The sequence below is a fragment of the Nocardioidaceae bacterium SCSIO 66511 genome (genome assembly GCA_023100825.1).
Lineage (GTDB): Bacteria > Actinomycetota > Actinomycetes > Propionibacteriales > Nocardioidaceae > Solicola.
Genome location: CP095846.1, coordinates 1743911 through 1763866, shown reverse-complemented (window position 1 = coordinate 1763866; position 19956 = coordinate 1743911). Strand labels below are relative to the sequence as shown.

Here is a 19956-nt window from a genome sequence, read left to right as displayed (position 1 = left end):
GATCGGATGCGTAGACAATCCATATGTTGTGTGCTTACATATTGGGAGTCGACACATTCGGAGGGAACGCATGTCAACGCAACGGGGTCGATTCGTCCGGCTCGCCGCCTGGTCCCAGCGCCACCACTGGTGGGCCTTGGCAATGTGGGCCATCGCCCTCGTGGCCGTCACCGCAGCATCGGTCTCGATCGGCAACGACTACCGCGACGAGAACACATTGCCCGGTACCGAGTCGCAAGCGGTCGCCGACGCCCTCGAGAGCCAGAACCCCCGTGAGTCCGCAGACACCGTGCAGATCGTCATGCACGCCGACGACGGCCTCGCCTCGTCGCAAATACGGCCGCGGGTGACCACGATGCTCGCCGACGTCGACGCGCTCACCCAGGTGTCCGAGGTGAGTGACCCCTACACAGCCGACGGCGCGGTCTCACCCGACGGCACAATCGCCTTCGCAGACGTACGCCTCGACACCGAGCCGAGCGAGACCGACCCGACCGACGTCCGAACGATCATCGACACGGCACAGGAAGCCGACGGCGACGGGCTGCAGGTCGAGCTCGGCGGCGACGCCGTACGCAACGCGAGCGAAAGCGGCGGCGCTGCCGAAGGCCTCGGCATCCTCGCGGCGCTGATCATCCTCATTCCGCTCTTCGGATCGCTGCTCGCCGGTTCTCTGCCGGTCATAGTCGCGATCTTCGCGGTGGGCACCTCCGTCGGAATCATCGCCCTCGCATCGCAGGCGGCCACGATCCCGAGCTATGCGGCGCCGATGATGATGCTGGTCGGACTCGGGGTTGGCATCGACTACGCGCTGTTGGTCTTCTCGAGGTACCGCTCCGAGTTGCTGCACGGCTTCACGCGAGCCGCGGCCGCGCGTACGGCCCTCGACACAGCCGGCCGGTCGGTGCTGTTCGCAGGGTGCACGGTCATCGTCGCCCTACTGGGCCTGCTGTTGATCGGGATGGGAGCGATCCAGGGTCTCGCGCTGGCGGTCGCGCTCACCGTGCTGATGACGATGGTCGCCTCGATCACGCTGTTGCCTGCACTGTTGACGTTGTTCGGTCGACGGATCGAGAAGAGCGTACGCAAGCGCGCCGCGAAGTCGAAGCGCGCACCCGGCAGCGGTTGGCGGTCGCTCGCGGCGGCCGTGCAGCGCCGCCCGGTCGCCGCACTCGTCGTCTCGGTCGCGGGGCTCATCGCGCTCGCACTACCGGCACTCGATATGCGATTGGGATTCGCCGACGCCGGCACCGACGCCCCCGACTCGACGAGCCGACAGGCGTACGACCTACTGGCCGACGGGTTCGGCGACGGCGCCAACGGACCGCTGATCGTTCTTGCCGAAGCCGACCAGCGCGCGGCCGGCGCCGCAGCAGAAACGCTACGTACGACCGACGGCGTCGAACGGGTGGCCGGCCCGATCCCGACGGACGAGCAGGGCGCCTCGACCCTGCTGGTCTTCCCCGACTCCGGACCCGCGGATCAGGCGACCACCGACCTAGTGCACACCCTGCGCGACGACGTCCTGCCGCGCGTCTCCGATGATGCGGGCGGCACGTACCGCATCGGCGGGTCGACTCCTGCCGCAATCGACTTCGCCGACGCCGTCGGCGAGCGACTCCCCTGGTTCATCGCCGCGGTCGTCGCCGTCTCGGCAGTGCTCCTGACGGCCGTGTTCCGATCCGTCCTGATCCCACTCAAGGCGGCGGCACTGAACCTGCTGAGCATCGGCGCCGCACTCGGCGTGATGACGTACGTGTTCGGAGACGGCCACTTCGGCGCACAGCCCGGTCCGATCGAGGCGTATCTGCCGGTGATCATGTTCGCGGTCGTGTTCGGGCTCTCGATGGACTACGAGGTCTTCCTCGTCTCACGCATGCACGAGGAGTGGCGGCGTACTCGCGACGCCGTCCATTCGGTACGCGAGGGCCTTGCGGCGACCGGCGGCGTCATCACGGCCGCAGCCGCGATCATGATCGTCGTGTTCGGCGCCTTCATCGCCAGCCCGAGCCGGATGCTGCAGCAGATGGGCCTTGGGCTCGCGGTCGTCGTACTGCTTGACGCATTGGTGATCCGCTGCCTGATCGTTCCCGCAGTCATGCGACTCCTCGGCCGATCGGCCTGGTGGCTGCCTCGCTGGCTCGATCGTGCCCTACCGACGGTGGAGCTGGAGAACCCCGAACGAGTCGAGCCGCCGGCCCCGGAGCGGGTCCCGGCCGGTTAGCTCCGACCGAGGCCAGCCGGACAGGTGTGAGGGGGTGACACCTGTCCGGCTCTGCGTGACGAGTGGGACGATCGTCCAGATACTGAGCATCGTTGCTTGTCGCATCTGGTTACCCGTTGGTAGGTTGCGGTCACCGTTCATCCACATGAGGGAGATCACACCGATGCGGAGACCCCTGGGGCTACCCGTTGCGGCCGCGCTCGTCGGGCTGCTCGCGACCGTCGCCGGCACCACGAGTGCGAATGCCGAACCTGACGATGCCGCCCGCAAGACGCAGTACGACAACTATGTGGCACTCGGCGACTCGTTCACGGCCGGCCCGCTGATCCATCCGATCCGCCTCGACCGCCCGCTCGGCTGCGTCGTATCCGCACGCAACTACCCCGCTCTGCTCGCCTCGTACTTCGACGTCGAGACGTACACCGATGCCAGTTGCAGCGCCGCACACTCCAGCCACCTGTGGAAGCCACAGCAGACGCCGCTCGGCACGAACGCGCGCCAGCTCGACGCACTCAGCAAGGACACCGATCTGGTCACGCTCGGTATCGGGGGCAACGACTTCGAGCTGTTCGGCAGCCTGCTCTCCGACTGCACCGCCGTCCGCGACCAGAACCCCAAGGGCTCTCCCTGCAAGAAGAAGTTCACCAAGAAGGGCGTCGACACGAAATTCCGCGACGCGACTCGCATCCGCGGACACATCGCGCGCAGCGTCCGCGCGATCCACAAGCATGCGCCGAACGCAAAGGTGGCCGTCGTCGGCTACCTGCGGATTCTGCCGCCGATCGGTACCTGCGACGCCATCCCGTTCGCCGACGGCGACTACGCATGGGGCAACAAGCTGCAGCGCAGGTTGAACAAGTCCCTGCGACTCGGGGCCACGCGCAACGACGCGACGTACATCAACATGTACCCCGCCTCCGTCGGACACGACGCCTGCGGGAGCGGCGTCGCGTGGGTCAACGGCAAGCAGATCGACCTACTGCGGGCGATGAGTTTCCACCCGTTCGCAAAGGGCATGGTCGGCATCGCCAAGCAGACGTACCGCCAATTGACCGGCGAGAAGGCACCCGCACGGGTCAAGCCGTACGACACGGGTGCACCGACTGCGAACCGCGCCGTTGTGAAGCGGCTCGTGCGACTCCTCCCCTGACCTCCGCCTGACCTGCCGCCCCCTGAGCGGGACGTACGAGTGCGACACACCTGTGTGTCGCCGCGCGAACGTCCCGCTCAGGGGGTGGGGGCGGCGGCGAGCAGGCGTCGTACGTCGGCTACGTCACGGTGCATCTGCTCGATCAGGGCCGCACGTCCGTCGAACGCGACCTGGCCGCGTACTCGGTCGACGAAGAGCGCCTCGACGTGAACGCCGTACAGCTCCAGGTCGTCGCGGTCGAGTACGTACGATTCGACGCGCCGGTCGATGCCGTCGAAGGTCGGGTTGGTGCCGACGCTGATCGCGGCCGGCAAGGCGTCCTTCACGCCGTCGACTCGCAGCCACCCCGCGTAGACTCCGTCGTCGGGTACGGCAACGGCGTTCGACGCCGGGATGTTTGCCGTCGGGAAGCCGAGCTCGCGCCCCCGCTTGTCGCCCTCGACGACGACACCGTCGACGCCGTGGAAGCGACCGAGCACCTGAGCCGCGGCGGCGACATCGCCGGACGCAACGAGTGAGCGTACGTACGTCGATGACCACGGCTGCTCGTCACCGTCGAGCGCGAGACCCTCGACTGTGAAGCCCTTTGCGGCACCCTGTTCGCGTAGGAACGCAACATCACCGGCGGCCTTCGAGCCGAACCGGAAGTTCTCGCCGACGACGACCGCGGCCGCGCGCAGGGCCTTCACGACGACCCGGTCGACGAACTCCTCTGGGCTCCACTGCGACATATCGCGGTCGAACGGAAGCACCAGCACGTGATCGGCCCCGGCCGCCGCAAGCAGGCGTACGCGTACGTCGATGCTCGTCAGCCGCGCGGGAACTCTCGATGGAGCGATCACCTGCATCGGATGCGGATCGAACGTCACGGCCACGACGGACGCATCGGCCGGACTGTCGGCAGCGACCTCATGGGCGCGCCGAAGCACGTGCCGATGGCCCAGGTGTACGCCGTCGAAGTTGCCGATGGTCACCACGCTGGGCCGGTCTTCGAGGTCGACCTCCTCGATCGAGCGCCACACCGTCACCCGCGAATCTCCTCTCCAGATGTTGCGAGCACAACTCTCCCATGTCGCCCGCGGGCTGAACATGAGAGGCTTCTCATTCGCATCTCATCGGATGCTGACTCCGACCTGACACGCTGGGGACATGCCCGCAGTACGTAAGTTGCTCCTCGTCGCCGCCGTCGTCGCGATCGCCGCTGTCGGCGGATTCGCCGTCGCACGAGCCGTCTCGACCGGCGGCCCCGATCCGAAGGTCGACGATCCGGTCGTCGTACGCCCGGCGGACGATTCCGACACGCAGAAGACCCCGGACGACTCGGCTGGCTCTGGTGAGCAAAAGAGCGACCGGGACAAGGGCAACAACCCGGGCAAGGGCAAGGACAACCGGGGCAGCTCCGGTAAGGACGACCGCGGCGATGACGACCGCGACGACTCTGGCCCTGGACGCGGTCGAGACGATGACGACGACGATGACTGGACGCCGGTCAACCCGAGCCCCGGCACGTACGACGATGATGATGACGACGACGATGACGGGGATGACGACGGCGGCGATGACTGAGCCGAACTCGTCGCGTACCGCGATACGGTCGCAGCAGATCACCGACCTTCGAGGGCCTCATGAGCAGACTCAAGACGCTGACGGTGCGCGCACGCATCACGATCGTCGTCGCACTGCTCACCGCGCTCGCGCTCGTACTCGCCGGTGTGTCCGCGTATGTGGTGGAGATGCGTCGTCTCGACCGTGAGGTCACGGCGTCGATGGAGCAGGAGGTCGAGGAGTTCAAGACTCTGGCGAGCCGCGGCGAGGACCCGGCGACCGGTAAGCGGTTCACCAGCATCTACCGGCTGATGGAGACCTTCATGTCTCGCAATGTGCCGGAGGGCAACGAGATGATCTTCGCGACGCTGTCGGGCCATCAAGGCCGTTACCTCGGCGGGCCCGGTCTGCGCGACGAGGCCAGGCCCTTCGGCGAGCGAGCCGAGTTCAAGGACACGGTCGCACGGCTCACTCGCGCGGGCGGCGGCACCGAGACCATCGACAGCCCGCTGGGCAGGGCGATCGTGATGGTCCAACCGGCGAGCGACGCAGACGAGGAGGGCGCGTTCGTCGTCGTCCACCTCATCGACCGCGAACGCGGCGAGCTGTACGACGTGATGCGTACGTTCGGCATCGTCGCCGGCATCGCGTGGCTGATCGTCACGCTGATCGCGTTCGCGCTGACCGGTCGCCTGCTGCGACCCGTGCGCCGGATGCAGTCCACCGCGCAGCAGATCGCCCAGGGAGACCTGTCGAGGCGGATGGAGGTCATGGGCAACAACGACCTCACCGAGCTGACCGTCACGGTCAACGACATGCTGGACCGGATCGAGTGGGCGTTCCAGACCCAACGACAGCTGCTCGACGACGCCGGCCACGAGCTGCGTACGCCGTTGACCGTCCTGCAAGGCCACCTCGAGCTCACCGATCCGAACGACGCCGCCGAGATCGAGCAGACCCGTGAGCTGCTGCTCGACGAGATCGCCCGGATGACCCGCCTGGTCGAAGACATCCTGATGCTGGCGAAGTCTCAGCGACCCGATTTCATCCAGCCGAGCGATGCCGATCTGAAGGACCTCATAGGCAGTGTCCTCGAGAAGTGCCGTGCGCTGGGCGAACGCAACTGGAAGATCGATGCCTGCCCCGACGCATCGGTGCGCCTCGACGGCCAACGCATCACCCAAGCGCTACTGCAGCTTGCGCACAACGCCGTACGCCACACCGAAGACGACGACCTGATCGCGATCGGTGCCCGCCTACGCGACGGGAGTGCGGAGTTCTGGGTACGCGATACGGGTCCCGGCATCGCGCCGGAGGACCGCGACCGGATCTTCCAGCGGTTCCGCCGCGGCAGTGACACCACCCGCGACGACGGATTCGGCCTCGGCCTGTCGATCGTCTCGGCCATCGCGGAGGCGCATGGCGGGTACGTACAGCTCGACGACCCGCCCATCGGCGCCACCTTGCGAATCGTCGTACCCATCGATGCGAATGCGAGAGATTGAGAGAGATGAGCCGGATCCTGATCGTCGAGGACGAACCCCGCATCGCGTCCTTCCTCGCGAAGGGCCTCAAGGCCGACGGTTTCACGACGACCGTCGCGGAAGACGGCATCACCGGGCTCGACTACGCGCTCACGGGCGAGTTCGACCTGATCGTGCTCGATATCGGGCTCCCGGGGATGGACGGCTACGAGGTGCTTCGCCGGCTACAGACCGAACGCGCGACGCTGCCGGTCATCGTGCTGACGGCGCGCGACTCGGTGAGCGACACGGTCGCAGCGCTCGAGGGGGGCGCCGCCGACTACATGCCGAAGCCGTTCCGCTTCGATGAGCTTCGGGCCCGCGTACGTCTGCGGTTGCGCGAGACAAGCGCCGCGGCGACCGTCGACGACGAACTGACGGCCGGCCCGATCCGCCTCGATCTTCGTACTCGCGAGGCGACGGTCGACGGCGAACTGGTGGAGCTCTCGGCGCGGGAGTTCAAGCTGGCCGAGGTGTTCCTGCGCAACTCGGGTCAGGTGCTCTCCCGTGAGCAGCTGCTGTCGCATGTGTGGGGATACGACTTCGACCCCGGCTCCAACGTCGTCGACGTGTACGTCGGCTACCTACGCAAGAAGCTCGGCAGCGACGCGATCGTGACGGTGCGCGGGATGGGTTACCGCCTCGACCCCGGTGAACGCTGACACGTGAGAAGTACCCCGCTGACACGCGGGTAGTTCTAGCGTGTCAGCGGGGTATTTCTCACGTGTCAGCGTTGTTGGTCAGCGGGTGAGGGAGACCTTGAAACCGGACAGCCGGGCCTTCGGCATCGCCGCGAGCAGCGGTTCGAGCGCCTCGGCGAACTCACGCGGCGTCGGGCGATTCGTGGGGTTCTGTTCAAGGCACGGCAAGATGAGCTTGGCGACGACGGGGTCGACTGATTCAGGAAAGTCGTACGGATCGTCGACCAGCTGCCGGAAGCGCTGCTCGACCGGCGCATCGTCGTCGCCCGACCCGACGTCGAACGCGCGGTATCCGGCGGCAGCGTGGAACATCGTCGCGCCGAGACCCCACATATCGGATGCAAAACCGGGCGTACCGGAGTTCTGTGGGTCGGCTTGTTCGGGAGCCATGTAGTCGTCGGTGCCGATGGGGTACGTCAGCTCCGCCGCCGCCTGCTCGGAGCGGGCGACGCTCAGGTCGATCAACCGCGCGGGCGCGCCCATGATCACGTTGCTGGGCTTCACATCGAGGTGTACGACGTCGCGCTGCCGCAGGTAATGCAGCGCAGACGCGAGCTCGAGCCCGAGCGGGAGCAGTTGCTGCACCGGCAACGCGCCGTGCCGGCGGATCAGCGACGACAGGTTCGGACCGTCGATGTTCTCCAGCGCGACGTACGGGCGCTCGTAGTCGGCGTCGGCGTGGAAGTACCGTACGACCGCCGGATGCTCGAGCCGATCCAATGCAGCGATCTCTCGCCGCAGCCCGCGCAACGTCGACTCGCTGTCGACCTGATCGGGGCGTACGACCTTGACGACGACGGGCGTGAAGAGCACCTCGTCGAACGCGAGGTACGCCTCGTACGCCTCGCCGCCGCCGAGCAGGTTCTGCGCGATCAGATCCGGCACGATCTGGTCGCCGGGCTCGAAGCCCCACTCACTGTCGCTCATCAAGAACCTCCTGAGGATCGGTACGAACGACGCCGGGCGGGGGCTCCGCGAGGTTGGGAGCCCCGCCCGACGATCGGTGCGCGTCAGCGACGCGTGTCGTTCTTGCTGCGATCGTTGGTGTGATTGACACTCCAGTCGCGCTTCTTCTTGCCCTTGCCGTCGCGGGTCCAGTCACGCGTCTTGTCGGCGCGGCTCTTCTCCCCGTCACGGCTGACCCGGCTCTTGCGGCTGTTGGTCTTGTCGCGGCTCTTCGCGCTGTTGCGCGAATGCTTCGTGCCGCGCGAGTTCTTCGAGCGGGTGTTCCTCGAGTTCTTCGACTTCGTGTTCTTCGACCTCGACTTGTCCCGCAGGCCGTCGTCGTCATCGTCGTCATCATCGTCGGCGACGAACACCACGGAAGTGTTGTCGTCGTCGCGCTTGGCGTACGCGGCGTCCTTGGCGTCGGCGTTCGAGGACGATGCAACGCCCGTGACGAGCGCACCGGCGCCCACGGCCACCGCAACACCGACAATGCCGGACTGGATCAGCTTCTTCATGGGTCTCCCCTTCGCTTCTTGTCGATTACGGGATCAACAATGCGCGGCAGCGGTGAGACGGCCATGAGCCATCCATGAGACGGCTCTCATCTTCGGCGTGACGGTGATTACAGCAGTGGGCGCAACGGTGCGAGCACGGTTTCGCTGAACTTCGCCGCGATCGCGCGGCGGTCCCACTCCTCGATCGACAGCCGCCGAGCGTTCGAGCTGTCGGCGAAGAACACCTTCTCCATCTGCTCGGCAAGGCCCTCGTCGAACACCTCGACGTTGATCTCGTAGTTGCCCGTGAGGCTCAACCGGTCGATGTTCGCCGTGCCGATCGTGGTCCACTTGCCGTCGATCGTCGCGGTCTTCGCGTGCACCATCGCATTCTCGTACAGCCAGATCGAGATGCCCCCGCGCAGCAAGGTCGAGTAGAACCCCCGCGACATCCAGTCTGCGACGACGTGGTTGGACGTCTCGGGTACGAGTACCCGCACGTCGACCCCGCGCCGGGCCGCCGCCAGCAGCGCCGCGAGGATCTCGCGATCGGGGATGAAGTACGCCTGGGTGATGTAGATGTGCTCGCGCGCTCGGTCGATCGCCTCGAGGTACATCCCGCGGATCGGGAAGACCAGCAAACCGGGCACATTGCGATGCGTACGGATGTGCGGCTCCCACGTACGCGCACCTTCATCGGCGAGCAGCGGCAGCCCGTCGGCGCGCTGCATGTTCCAGAAGTCGACGAAGGCGTTCTCGAAGTCCCACGCCGAAGGCCCGCGGAACTTGATATGCGTGTCGCGCCAGTCGGTCGCGTACGTCGCCCCGATGTTGTAGCCGCCCACGTACGCGATCTCGCCGTCGACGACGAGGATCTTGCGGTGGTCGCGGCCGGACTTTCGTACGTTCAACATCAACAGGCCGGGGCGGAACAGCGGATAGCGCAGTACGTGGATCGCCGGCGGAAAGGAGAGGAACGAACGGGGAACGACGAGGTTGGCAAACCCGTCGTAGATCACGTGGACCTCGACTCCGCGTTCGGACGCCTCGATCAGCGCTTGTTTGAACTCGCGGCCGACCTCGTCGCCTTTCCAGATGTACGACTCGAACAGGATCCGGCTCTTGGCGGCGCGGATCGACGCGAGCATGTCGTCGTACAGATCCTCGCCGTAGGTGAACGTGGTGGCTTGGGAGCTACCGACCTCGATGTCGGCGGGTGCGGTCCTGGGAAAACGCACCTTGCGCGGCCGGATGCGCTTACGCCAGTTGTCGATTCCGATGAGCGAGATGATGATGGCGAGCTGGGTGACGAACATCGCCAGCAGACCGCGCCGGAATGCCTTTCGCAACGCGCGGATCGCGCTGCGTCTGCGTGAGTTGTGCCCCGTTGACATGAGCACAATCTACGTCAATCGCGTCAATGCTGGTCAGACGAACACGGCAACCGGTCGGGCAGTCTCGCCTCTTTGTTCGTACAACGCGAGGAACGTATCGTCGGGTGCGAACATCGCTACCGGCGCGCCGCCGCCGAGCACCAGATCGGGCAGCGGACGCCCGTGGCGCACCATGCGCGCGACCTCATCATCGAGGGTCACCGACTCGAAGGCCGCCCGAGCTGCGGCGCCTATGTCGAGCACCGCGAAGTCGTCGGCAAGGGCGTCGAGGGTGCGTGCGTCGTCGAGTCCGAATGGGCCGACGCGGGTGCGCCGCAGCGCCGTCAGATGGCCGCCGACGCCAAGTGCTGCTCCCAGGTCTCGGGCGAGCGCACGGACGTACGTACCGCTCGAGCAGCTGACCTCGAGATCGACGTCGAGGTACGGCGGGGTTCGGCGGGAGTCGACGATCTCAAGGCGGTCGACGTGCACGGTGCGCGACGCCAGCGCGACCTCTTCGCCGGCGCGAGCGCGTGCGTACGCCCGCTTACCGTCGACCTTGATCGCCGACACTGTCGACGGCACCTGCTCGATCGCGCCGCGTAGGGGCGCGAGTGCCAGCTCGACATCGGCGACTTCGATGCCGGCTGCGTCCGTCTCCTGCTCGAGCTCGCCTTCGGCGTCGTCGGTGTTCGTCGTCGCGCCGAGCCGTGCGGTCGCGGCGTACTCCTTGCGCGTCAGCATCAGGTGACCGAGCAGACGGGTCGCCCGATTGACGCCGAGGACCAGCACGCCGGTCGCCATCGGGTCGAGGGTGCCGGCATGCCCCACCTTGCGGGTGCCGGCGAGGCGGCGTACCCGCGCGACGACGTCATGTGAGGTCCAGCCCGCAGGCTTGTCGACGATCACGAGCCCATCGGCCATCTGAGCTTCTCCTGCGGGCTCAGACGTCGAGCTCGTCGTCGCGCTTCTTGTACGGGTCCGCCTCGCCTGCGTACGACGCGGACGCTGCCTTGCGCGCAACCTCGGCGTCGGACTGCTTGGCCTTGGTGAGCAGATCTTCGATCTGTCGGGCGTTCTCGGGCACACCGTCGAGGATGAACTCGATCGACGGCGTGTGCCGGATGCCGAGCTGCTTACCGACCTCGGAACGGATCAGACCGGTCGCACTGGCGAGCGCGGCGGCCGTACCGTCGATCTCTTCGGCGCCGCCGAGGACGGAGTAGAAGACAGTCGCATGCTGGGCGTCACCGGTCACGCGTACGTCGGTCACCGTCGCGAAACCCAGGCGTGGATCCTTGATTCGGCGCTCGAGCATCTCGGCGACGACGACCTTGATGCGGTCGGCGATCTTGCGTACGCGCGGCGAACTCATGGTGCGTCCTCATTGGTGGGTGAGTCGAAAGTGAAACCACCCGCCAGTCTAGTAGGCCGAGCCATCGTTGCCCGACCGTGCCGGACCAGCGCAGCCGTTACCGTCAGCGATCGTAGGAAAACGCTGCGCGAGATTCCACTCATCGATAGCGTCGGGCCACGACGGGCCCGGGCGCCGTCGCGATGCAACGTCCGGCGACCGCCGCTTCCGGGCGGTGGAAGGGGGAATGACCACATGCTCGACAACCTGCAGGCTCGGCCGCGAATCCGCGGCGTCGTCGTACTGCTCGCACTCATCGGACTCGTCACCGCACTCGGTTCGGCGAGGTCGGCGGCAGTAGGCGAGCCGTCCGGTTCGGAGCACTCGCAATACCGCTGCCACGGCAAGCAGCCGACGATCTTCGGCACCAAGAAGGCAGACAACCTCCGTGGTACGAAGGGCCGCGACGTGATCGCCGGCTTCGGGGGTAACGACAAGATCCGCGGTCTCGGCGGCAACGACATCATCTGCGGTGACCGGGGTGCCGACACCCTGATCGGCGGCCGGGGCAACGACCGGCTGTACGGCCAGCAGGACGGATTCGGGGAGGACTACGGGGACTGGTTCACCGGCGATCGACTTTCCGGCGGGCCAGGAAATGACGTCATGGTCGGTGGCGGCAAGTGGGGCGCCGATCGAGTGACGTACCACGGCTCCAAGCGCTCGGTACGAGTGAACCTGCCACGCGGCACCGCTTCGGGCCAGGGCCAGGACCGACTGCGCGGTATCAAGGTCGCGATCGGTAGCCGGTACGACGACACGATCACCGTCGGAGGAGACCACGCCTCCGGAGTCGGCGCTGCAGGCAACGACACCCTGCGGATCAAATCGGGCCCGAAGAATCGCACCGAGGGAACGGCCGAGAAGCCCTGGACCTGCTATCTCTGGGGCGGGCGAGGCCGAGATCGACTCGTCGGAAGTGCTGGAAACGACTACCTGTTCGGCGACTCCGGTAAGGACGTAGTCGTCGGCCGCCGAGGAGACGACGTGATCGGCTGGGCACATGAGACCTCGGACGACCTCCTGCGTGGAGGGCCCGGCGCCGACATATTGCGCAACGGCAAGGGAGACGCGCGAATCGTCGGCGGACGAGGCGCCGACACCCTGTTCGGTGGGCCCGGGAACGACGCCCTGCTCGGCGGACCCGGATCAGATACGGTTTCGTACGGGCGGCCGTACCCGAGCGTTCTCGACCATCCGGTCAAGGTGAACCTGAACCGCGGCCGCGCGGACGCCGGTGAATACGGACGCCACCGATTGACCGGAATCGAGAACATCCGCGGGTCGTCACACCGGGACACGCTCATCGGAGACGACGGCTCGAACAGGATCAGGGGCGGCGATGGCCGCGATCTGGTCAAGGGCCTGGGCGGCAACGACTCACTCGACGGCGGACCCGGGCGAGACCGCGGAAACGGGGGCGCGGGTACCGACACGTGCAAGAGATTCGAGACGGTGACCGCCTGCGAGAACTAGCCGAGAACGACGTTCGGGTGCGACACGCCAAGCATGTCGCACCCGTACGTCGGGCTCACGGGGCGGGAGCCCCGGTGAGGGTCAGCTCCGCGGGATCTCCCGCATCTCGAAGCTCTCGACGATGTCGCCGACCTTGATGTCGTTGAAACCGCGCAAGGTCAGACCGCATTCGAAGCCCTCGCGGACCTCGGATGCGTCGTCCTTGAACCGCTTCAGACTGGACAGCTCGACGTTGTCCTTGACGACCGCGCCGTCGCGGAGCAGTCGAGCCTTGGCGTTGCGCCGGATGACGCCGTCGGTGACCATGCAGCCCGCGATGTTGCCGATCTTCGAGGAACGGAAGATCTCGCGGATCTCCGCCTGGCCGAGCGCGGCCTCCTCGTACTCCGGCTTGAGCATGCCCTTGAGCGCCGCCTCGATCTCATCGGTGGCCTGGTAAATCACCGAGTAGTAGCGGATCTCGACACCCTCGCGGTCTGCGACCTCGGTCGCCTTGCCCTGCGGACGCACGTTGAAGCCGATGATGATCGCATCGGATGCGGCGGCCAGCATGACGTTGGTCTCGGTGATCGCACCGACACCGCGGTCGATGACCCGCAGCCGTACGTCGTCGCCGACGTCGATCTTGCTCAGGGCTTCCTCGAGCGCCTCGACCGAACCCGAGCCGTCACCCTTGAGGATGAGCAGCAGTTCGTCGGATACGCCCTTCTCCATGCTGGACATGAAGTCCTCGAGCGTACGACGGCCGGTGCGCTGCGCGAGCATCGCGTTGCGCTCACGCGCTTCACGCTTCTCGGCGATCTGGCGAGCGATCCGGTCATCGGCGACGACCATGAAGTTGTCGCCCGCGCCCGGCACTGCCGTCAGGCCCAGGACGAGGACCGGACGCGACGGCGTCGCCTCTTCGACGTTCTCGCCGTGCTCATCGAGCATCGCGCGCACCCGGCCGTACGCCGGGCCGACGACAACGGAGTCACCGACGCGCAGCGTGCCGCGCTGGACGAGCACCGTTGCCACCGGGCCGCGGCCGCGGTCGAGGTGACCCTCGATCGTCGTGCCCTCGGCCTTCTGATCGGGGTTCGCCCGCAGATCGAGCGCAGCATCGGCGGTGAGCACGATCGACTCGAGCAGATCGTCGAGACCGAGCCCGCCCTTGGCCGACACGTCGACGAACATGGTGTCGCCGCCGTACTCCTCGGGTACGAGGCCGTACTCGGTGAGCTGGCCGCGGACCTTGCTCGGGTCGGCTTCCGGCTTGTCGATCTTGTTGACCGCGACGACGATCGGCACATCGGCCGCCTTGGCGTGGTTGAGCGCCTCGACCGTCTGCGGCATGACGCCGTCATCGGCCGCAACGACCAGGACCGCGATATCGGTGGCCTGCGCACCACGAGCACGCATCGCCGTGAACGCCTCGTGACCCGGCGTATCGATGAAGCTGATCCGTCGTTCGTTCTCGTCGACCTCGGTCGCGACCTGGTACGCGCCGATGTGCTGGGTGATGCCACCGGCCTCCTTGTCGACGACGTCGGCGTTGCGAAGCGCGTCGAGGAGCTTGGTCTTACCGTGATCGACGTGACCCATGACGGTCACGACCGGCGGACGCGGTGCCATGTCGTCGTCGCTTCCGGTGTCTTCGCCGAACTCGAGGTCGAACGACTCGAGCAGCTCGCGGTCTTCGTCCTCCGGCGAGACGACCTGCACGTCGTAGTTGAGCTCCTCGCCCAACAGCTGCAGCGTCTCGTCGTTGACGGACTGGGTTGCAGTCACCATCTCGCCCAGGCCGAACAGCACCTGGACCAGCGATGCGGCGTCGACTCCGGCCTTATCGGCGAAGTCGGTCAGCGAGGCGCCCCGGGCGAGCCGGATCGTCTCACCGTCGCCCTTGCGTACGCGCACACCTCCGACCGAGGGTGCCTGCATGTTGTCGAACTCTTGACGCTTCGCGCGCTTGCTCTTGCGTCCGCGCCGGGTCGGGCCGCCGGGACGACCGAACGCACCCTGCGTACCACCGCGACCGCCACGACCGCGACCGCCGAAGCCCGGACGCCCACCTGCAGGTGCGCCGGGACGACCGCCGCCGCCGGGTGCACCGCCGCCACCGGGGCCACCGCGACCGCGCCCCCCACCGGGGCCACCGCGACCGCGACCGCCGCCGGGGCTGCCGAGCGACTTCGATGACTGCTTGGGCATCATCGCGGGGTTCGGACGCGGCATCCCGCTCGGCCGATCGCCGCCGCGACCGCCGCTGCGCTCACCGCGCTCGGTTCGTCCGCCGCTGCCGCCGCCATCTCGCGAGGCCGGCGGCCGCGGGGGCATGTTGCCGGGTGACGGCCGACCGGGACGCTGCATGCCGTGCGTCGACGAGAACGGGTTGTTGCCGGGGCGTACGGAACCGCCGCTCCCGCCGCTCCCACTGCGCCCGCTCGGGCCGGGACGCGGACCCGGACGCGGTGCGCCACCCGGACGTGCGTCGGGCTTGGGCGCCTCGGGTGCCGGGGGCTCGTCCGCCTTCGGCTCCGGGGCCGGTGCGGTCTCCTCCGCGGCCGGCTGCTCGGGCTCGGGCTCCGGCGCCGCCTTCTTGCGAACCGGGCCGGGGCTGGGTACGGCGCGCTTCTTGGCGGGGGTCGGCGCCTCCGTCGCGGTCTCCGCGGCGGTCGCCGGCGCCTCGGCCTCGACCTTCGGCGCGGCCGACTCCTCCGCGGAAGGCGCGGCCTGCGAGGACTCCGCAGACTCAGAAGTCTCTGCGGGCTTCTCCGCCTTCTTGGCCGGCTTCTTCGACGCGCTCTTCTTCGCGGCCTTCGCGGCGCCTTGCTCGCGCAGCTTGTCGCCGTACTGCTCGCTGAGGCGACGTACGACCGGTGCTTCGACCGTCGACGACGCAGAACGTACGAACTCGCCCATGTCACTCAGCGTCGACAGGACGACTTTGCTTTCGACTCCGAACTCCTTGGCGAGTTCGTAGACTCGGACCTTAGCCACTGCTCTCCTTCTTGGTGCGGTCCGAGACATCGCGAAGGAGTCTCGCACCGCTAGTAGACGTGCACGCTCATTTCGAGGAACTCATCGAGGGCTCATGAGCTGTTGCTCCGCTTTCCGTTAGGTGGTTGCGATTTCTGAACTGAACTGTCTTGGTGTGCGGTCTCGAGGTAACGCTGCACCGCGCTCGCGTCGACCGGCGCCGCGATCCGCAGCGCGCGGCCGAATGCACGGCGACGCATCGCCTGCTCGAAACACTCGATCGTGGGATGCAGGTGCGCCCCACGACCTTTGGCCGAACCATCGAGATCGGGTGCGAGGTAGTACTTCTCCTCGCCTCCGGTCGCAACGATCCTGACCAGGTCGGTGCGGGCCTCTCGTTTCCGGCAGCCGACACACGTACGCACGGGTTGCGAGCGCGACGAGCCACCGGGTATCCGAGATCGAGGGGTACGCACCGCCGACAAGTCTAGCGGGTCGCTCCCGTGAAGTCGCATCGGCTCCGCACGCCCGGCGAGCACACCGCGTCAGGCACTCGGCGCATTTCCCTCCGTATCGGAGTGGATGTCGATGCGCCAGCCGGTCAGTCGGGCGGCGAGCCGGGCATTCTGGCCCTCCTTGCCGATGGCGAGCGAAAGCTGGAAGTCGGGTACGACGACCCGGGCAGCCTTCGCCGCGGGGTCGACGACGGTCACACTCTTGACCTGCGCCGGCGACAGCGCCTGCGCGATGAACGTCTCGGGGTCGTCGGCGAAATCGACGATGTCGATCTTCTCACCGTGCAGCTCGCTCATCACGTTGCGTACTCGCTGGCCCATCGGGCCGATGCAGGCGCCCTTGGCGTTGACGCCGTCGGCCGTCGCGCGCACGGCGAGCTTCGTACGGTGGCCCGCCTCCCGCGCGATCGCACTGATCTCGACCGTGCCATCGGCGATCTCGGGCGCCTCCAGCGCGAACAGCTTCTTGACCAGGTTCGGATGCGTACGCGAGACCTGTACCTGTGGCCCGCGTACGCCCTTGCGGACGCTGATCACGATGCATTTGATGCGCGACCCGTGCTCGTAGCGCTCCCCCGGCACCCGCTCGGCCTCGGGCATCAGCGCCTCGAGCGAGCCGAGGTCGACGAGCACGTCGTCGGGGTTGCGGCCCTGCTGGATCACGCCGGAGACCAGATCGCCCTCGCGTTCGGAGAACTCGCCGTAGCGCTGGTCGTCCTCGGCATCGCGCAACCGCTGCAGGATGACCTGCCGTGCAGTCGTCGCCGCAATGCGGCCGAAGTCGCTCGGAGTGTCGTCGTACTCGGTGATCGCCGTGCCGTCCGGGCCGCGCTCCTCCGCCAGGACCGTGACGTGCCCGCTCTTTCGGTCGAGCACGACTCGGGCATGCGGGTTGGAGCCGTCCTCGCGGTGGTACGCGACCAGCAGCGCCTGCTCGATCGCTCCGACGACGACGTCGAGCGAGAGCTCCTTCTCGCGTTCGAGGGCGCGCAGCGCCGCCATGTCGATGTCCACGACGTCAGCCTTCCTTTCGGTTCAGCTCGACGACGACCCGAGCCTTCTTGACCGAATCGTAGGCCAGAGATCGCAGGCCCGCGGCCGTCTTCACCCGCGCGCCGCCGTCGGGTGCGTCGTCGGCCTCGACGATGCGGCCCTCGACCGCCTCCTCGTCGTCGAACGTGACCCGCACGAGCCGGTCGACGTTGCGCCGCCAGTGTCGCGGAAGGGTCAGCGGCCGGTCCGTGCCGCGCGAGGTCACCTCGAGCGTGTACGCCTGCTCGCCCATCAGATCGCTGGCATCCAGCAACGCCGAGATCTCCTTGGTGGCGTCGGCGATGTCGTCGAGCGTCACGCCGCCGTCCTGGTCGACCGCGACGCGGAGTACACGTCGGCGACCCGCCGGTGTCAGCTCGACGGCCTCCAGGTCGAGCCCCAGCTCGGAGGTACGCGTCGCGAGTGCCTGTTCGAGGGCTTCGGGGACGGGAGCCTTGCTCACGATGTGCCTCCTAGTCTGTTCATTTGTCGCTGCGATCTCACCCTATACACGCTCGACCAGCAGGGTGGATCCCGACTTGGAGTAGCAACTGGGTCGGGTACCGTCTGTGCGGTGAAAGCACGGGTTCCGCGTACGTTCGACCGCCGCGCCTTCCTCGCGGTCGGAGGTCTGGCGGCAGCGACGTTGGTCGGCGGATGTGGCGCCATCGATGACGTACTCGGTGACGATTCCGAGCCGTCCTCCCCCGATCAGTCCGAATCGGCCGACGACCGGCTGATCGCCTCGGCGCTGGCCGATCAGGAGCGGATACTCGCCCGCGCGCTCGCCGTACGCGCGGCGCATCGGTCGCTACGCCAGACCCTGAGCCCGGTCGTCGAACATCACCGTACGCATGTGGAGATCCTCGGCGGCGAGGTGTCGAAGCGCCGGGCACAGGTCGACGTACCGCAGGCGCCGGGTAAGGCATTGCGGATGCTGCGCCGGTTCGAGGAGACCGCCGCCGAGCATCGAACCTCCGACGCGAGGCGGGCGCGCTCGGGGGAGTTCGCCCGGGTTCTCGCCGCGATCGCGGCATCACAGTCCCAGCATGTGTACCTGCTCGACCAGGCGATCGGCGAGCAATGATCGACGTGGAGGTACGGACATGAGCGGGGACGCAGTCGTGGACGCATTGCAGGACGCGCTCGCCGGCGAACACGCGGCCGTCTACGCGTACGGTGTGATCGGCGGTCGCCTCGACTACGGCACGCGCTACCAGGAGCTCGCCGCCCGCCAGCATGGCGACCATCGAGACCGCCGCGAGGAGCTGACCCGGCTCATCGCCGATGCCGGCGCCGATCCGGTCGGCGCACAAGCGGCGTACGATCTGCCGGTCGATGTCACTTCCGATGCCGACGCACAACGGCTGGGCCAACAGATCGAGGACCGCTGCTCGGTGCTCTACGCCGGCGTCGTCGCGACGGCGACCGGAGGCCCGAGGACCTTCGCGATCGACGCACTGCAGGCATCGGCCGTCGCCGGTCTGGAGTGGGGAGCGCCGCCGGTGGCTCTTCCCGGCGTGCAGCGGCCCTGACTGCGGAGCGTTCCCTCACTCAGGGCTTGCCCCGTCGGGAGAGTTCGGCGCGTAGTCGTTGGTGTACGCCGTCCGGATCAACGACTACGCACCTAACTCGGTGTCGATGGGGAGCTACGGGGTCTCGTAGTCCTCCAGATCGGGCATCTCCATATCGGAGGTGTCCGGAGCCTGGAAAGCGTCGATCTTCCATTCGCCGTCTTCTTGGACCAGGTCGATCGGGATCGGAATGCTCGACTCGGCGCCGGACATCTCGACCGTCATCTCCAGCTCTCCGGTGGCGGTGTCGCCGTTCTCCTGGACCTCACCGACGCTCATCGACAAGCTGTCGAACATCTCGTTGCCCTCCATCACACCGGACATCGCGCTGGCATCGCATTCGGTGCCGTAGGTGCTCTGGAAGTTGGACGACACAAGGCCCATCAGGGCGTCGCAGTCCTGATTCTCGATCGCCGATACCAGGCCGTTCATGGTGTCCTCGGGGCTGCCGGAGGCCTCGCTGGTCGAATCGTCCTCATCGGAATCGCTATTCGACTCATCCTCGTCGGAGTCCTTCTTCGACGAGCTCGCGGTGTTACTGTTGCCGCTGTCTCCATCGCCGTCATCGTCGCCGTTGAGCAGGAAGAACCCGCCGACCGCGAGCACGATCACCGCGAGTACGACGCCGCCGATGATGAGCGGCAGCTTTCCGCCGCCACCACCGCTGTGACCCGGGCCGGGCTGCTGGTACTGGCCCGGCGGCTGCCCGCCGTAGGGCTGCTGGCCGCCGTACTGCTGCCCGGGTTGCCCGCCGTACTGCTGCTGCCCGTACTGCTGCTGACCGCCGTACTGATCCTGGCCGTACTGCGGCTGCTGACCGTAGGGCTGCTGGCCGTACTGCTGCTGGCCGTACTGCTGCTGACCGCCGTACTGATCCTGCCCATACTGGCCCTGTCCGTATTGCGGCTGCTGCCCGTACTGCCCCTGTTGCGGCTGCTGACCATACGGCTGCTGGCCGTACTGCGGCGGTTGCTGACCGTACGGGTCATTGCCGTAACCGGGTGGTGGTTGCTCGTTGCTCATGTG

General features: G+C 67.2%; 18 protein-coding genes. 8 read left to right on the top strand and 10 right to left on the bottom strand.

All coding sequences use genetic code 11. The annotated features are described in order from the left end of the window. The first annotated feature begins 70 nt into the window (after positions 1-70). Together MU582_08280 and MU582_08275 are read left to right on the top strand one after the other, a co-directional pair. Positions 71-2224: an MMPL family transporter gene (locus tag MU582_08280; protein UPK76619.1), complete on the top strand. Its 2154-nt coding sequence runs from the start codon at positions 71-73 to the stop codon at positions 2222-2224. A gap of 163 nt (positions 2225-2387) precedes the next feature. Beyond that, on the top strand, positions 2388-3374 hold the full coding sequence (locus MU582_08275) for an SGNH/GDSL hydrolase family protein (GenBank protein UPK76618.1): 987 nt from the start codon (positions 2388-2390) through the stop codon (positions 3372-3374). A 77-nt stretch (positions 3375-3451) separates the two neighbouring features. Here the strand turns inward: MU582_08275 and MU582_08270 are convergent, their stop codons facing one another. Continuing rightward, positions 3452-4402 (bottom strand): bifunctional riboflavin kinase/FAD synthetase, encoded by a 951-nt coding sequence (locus MU582_08270; GenBank protein ID UPK76617.1) that lies wholly within the window; start codon positions 4400-4402, stop codon positions 3452-3454. 121 nt (positions 4403-4523) lie between these two features. Here MU582_08270 and MU582_08265 point away from each other — a divergent pair, with 121 nt between their 5' ends. Genes MU582_08265 through MU582_08255 form a run of 3 tightly spaced genes read left to right on the top strand, consistent with a single transcriptional unit; the run spans position 4524 to position 7104 of the window. Then, a complete protein-coding gene (locus tag MU582_08265; protein ID UPK76616.1) occupies positions 4524-4940 on the top strand; it encodes a hypothetical protein in 417 nt (138 codons plus the stop codon). Positions 4941-4999: 59 nt separating this feature from the next. Further along, positions 5000-6424 (top strand): HAMP domain-containing histidine kinase, encoded by a 1425-nt coding sequence (locus MU582_08260; protein UPK76615.1) that lies wholly within the window; start codon positions 5000-5002, stop codon positions 6422-6424. Positions 6425-6429: 5 nt separating this feature from the next. Further along, complete coding sequence (locus MU582_08255; protein ID UPK76614.1) at positions 6430-7104, top strand: response regulator transcription factor; 675 nt, start codon at positions 6430-6432, stop codon at positions 7102-7104. Positions 7105-7182: 78 nt separating this feature from the next. Here MU582_08255 and MU582_08250 read toward each other — a convergent pair whose 3' ends face one another. From MU582_08250 to rbfA, 5 genes are all read right to left on the bottom strand, one after another. Continuing rightward, positions 7183-8070, bottom strand: a complete 888-nt coding sequence (locus MU582_08250; protein ID UPK76613.1) for a serine/threonine protein kinase — start codon at positions 8068-8070, stop codon at positions 7183-7185. An 83-nt stretch (positions 8071-8153) separates the two neighbouring features. Then, positions 8154-8606 carry a hypothetical protein gene (locus MU582_08245; protein ID UPK76612.1) on the bottom strand — a complete coding sequence of 151 codons (453 nt, stop codon included), beginning with the start codon at positions 8604-8606 and terminating at the stop codon, positions 8154-8156. Positions 8607-8713: 107 nt separating this feature from the next. Continuing rightward, complete coding sequence (locus tag MU582_08240; protein UPK76611.1) at positions 8714-9979, bottom strand: phosphatidylserine/phosphatidylglycerophosphate/cardiolipin synthase family protein; 1266 nt, start codon at positions 9977-9979, stop codon at positions 8714-8716. Positions 9980-10012: 33 nt separating this feature from the next. Next, positions 10013-10882, bottom strand: coding sequence for a tRNA pseudouridine(55) synthase TruB (gene truB, locus MU582_08235; protein ID UPK76610.1), 870 nt, complete (start codon positions 10880-10882; stop codon positions 10013-10015). A gap of 19 nt (positions 10883-10901) precedes the next feature. After that, a complete protein-coding gene (rbfA, locus tag MU582_08230; GenBank protein UPK76609.1) occupies positions 10902-11333 on the bottom strand; it encodes a 30S ribosome-binding factor RbfA in 432 nt (143 codons plus the stop codon). A gap of 234 nt (positions 11334-11567) precedes the next feature. Between rbfA and MU582_08225 the strand changes: the two genes are divergently transcribed. Continuing rightward, entirely contained in the window at positions 11568-12848 is a 1281-nt protein-coding gene (locus tag MU582_08225; protein UPK76608.1) for a calcium-binding protein, read from the top strand. Positions 12849-12929: 81 nt separating this feature from the next. On the opposite strand, the gene infB is transcribed toward MU582_08225, so the two are convergent. The 3 genes from infB to rimP form a co-directional block, all read right to left on the bottom strand. Then, on the bottom strand, positions 12930-15830 hold the full coding sequence (infB, locus tag MU582_08220) for a translation initiation factor IF-2 (protein ID UPK76607.1): 2901 nt from the start codon (positions 15828-15830) through the stop codon (positions 12930-12932). 524 nt (positions 15831-16354) lie between these two features. Beyond that, complete coding sequence (nusA, locus tag MU582_08215) at positions 16355-17338, bottom strand: transcription termination factor NusA (protein UPK76606.1); 984 nt, start codon at positions 17336-17338, stop codon at positions 16355-16357. A gap of 4 nt (positions 17339-17342) precedes the next feature. Beyond that, complete coding sequence (rimP, locus tag MU582_08210) at positions 17343-17819, bottom strand: ribosome maturation factor RimP (protein ID UPK76605.1); 477 nt, start codon at positions 17817-17819, stop codon at positions 17343-17345. 111 nt (positions 17820-17930) lie between these two features. Between rimP and MU582_08205 the strand changes: the two genes are divergently transcribed. After that, positions 17931-18443, top strand: a complete 513-nt coding sequence (locus MU582_08205; GenBank protein UPK76604.1) for a hypothetical protein — start codon at positions 17931-17933, stop codon at positions 18441-18443. A gap of 19 nt (positions 18444-18462) precedes the next feature. Next, positions 18463-18891 carry a ferritin-like domain-containing protein gene (locus MU582_08200; protein ID UPK76603.1) on the top strand — a complete coding sequence of 143 codons (429 nt, stop codon included), beginning with the start codon at positions 18463-18465 and terminating at the stop codon, positions 18889-18891. A gap of 114 nt (positions 18892-19005) precedes the next feature. Here MU582_08200 and MU582_08195 read toward each other — a convergent pair whose 3' ends face one another. Next, complete coding sequence (locus tag MU582_08195; GenBank protein ID UPK76602.1) at positions 19006-19953, bottom strand: hypothetical protein; 948 nt, start codon at positions 19951-19953, stop codon at positions 19006-19008. Positions 19954-19956: the final 3 nt, after the last annotated feature.

Coding starts and splice junctions, on each gene's coding strand:
- MU582_08265 (UPK76616.1), top strand. CDS start 4,524: ATGCCCGCAGTACGTAAGTTGCTCCTCGTCGCCGCCGTCGTCGCGATC.
- truB (UPK76610.1), bottom strand. CDS start 10,882: ATGGCCGATGGGCTCGTGATCGTCGACAAGCCTGCGGGCTGGACCTCA.
- MU582_08200 (UPK76603.1), top strand. CDS start 18,463: ATGAGCGGGGACGCAGTCGTGGACGCATTGCAGGACGCGCTCGCCGGC.
- MU582_08195 (UPK76602.1), bottom strand. CDS start 19,953: ATGAGCAACGAGCAACCACCACCCGGTTACGGCAATGACCCGTACGGT.
- MU582_08280 (UPK76619.1), top strand. CDS start 71: ATGTCAACGCAACGGGGTCGATTCGTCCGGCTCGCCGCCTGGTCCCAG.
- MU582_08275 (UPK76618.1), top strand. CDS start 2,388: ATGCGGAGACCCCTGGGGCTACCCGTTGCGGCCGCGCTCGTCGGGCTG.
- MU582_08260 (UPK76615.1), top strand. CDS start 5,000: ATGAGCAGACTCAAGACGCTGACGGTGCGCGCACGCATCACGATCGTC.
- MU582_08225 (UPK76608.1), top strand. CDS start 11,568: ATGCTCGACAACCTGCAGGCTCGGCCGCGAATCCGCGGCGTCGTCGTA.
- MU582_08245 (UPK76612.1), bottom strand. CDS start 8,606: ATGAAGAAGCTGATCCAGTCCGGCATTGTCGGTGTTGCGGTGGCCGTG.
- MU582_08240 (UPK76611.1), bottom strand. CDS start 9,979: ATGTCAACGGGGCACAACTCACGCAGACGCAGCGCGATCCGCGCGTTG.
- rbfA (UPK76609.1), bottom strand. CDS start 11,333: ATGAGTTCGCCGCGCGTACGCAAGATCGCCGACCGCATCAAGGTCGTC.
- MU582_08250 (UPK76613.1), bottom strand. CDS start 8,070: ATGAGCGACAGTGAGTGGGGCTTCGAGCCCGGCGACCAGATCGTGCCG.
- MU582_08255 (UPK76614.1), top strand. CDS start 6,430: ATGAGCCGGATCCTGATCGTCGAGGACGAACCCCGCATCGCGTCCTTC.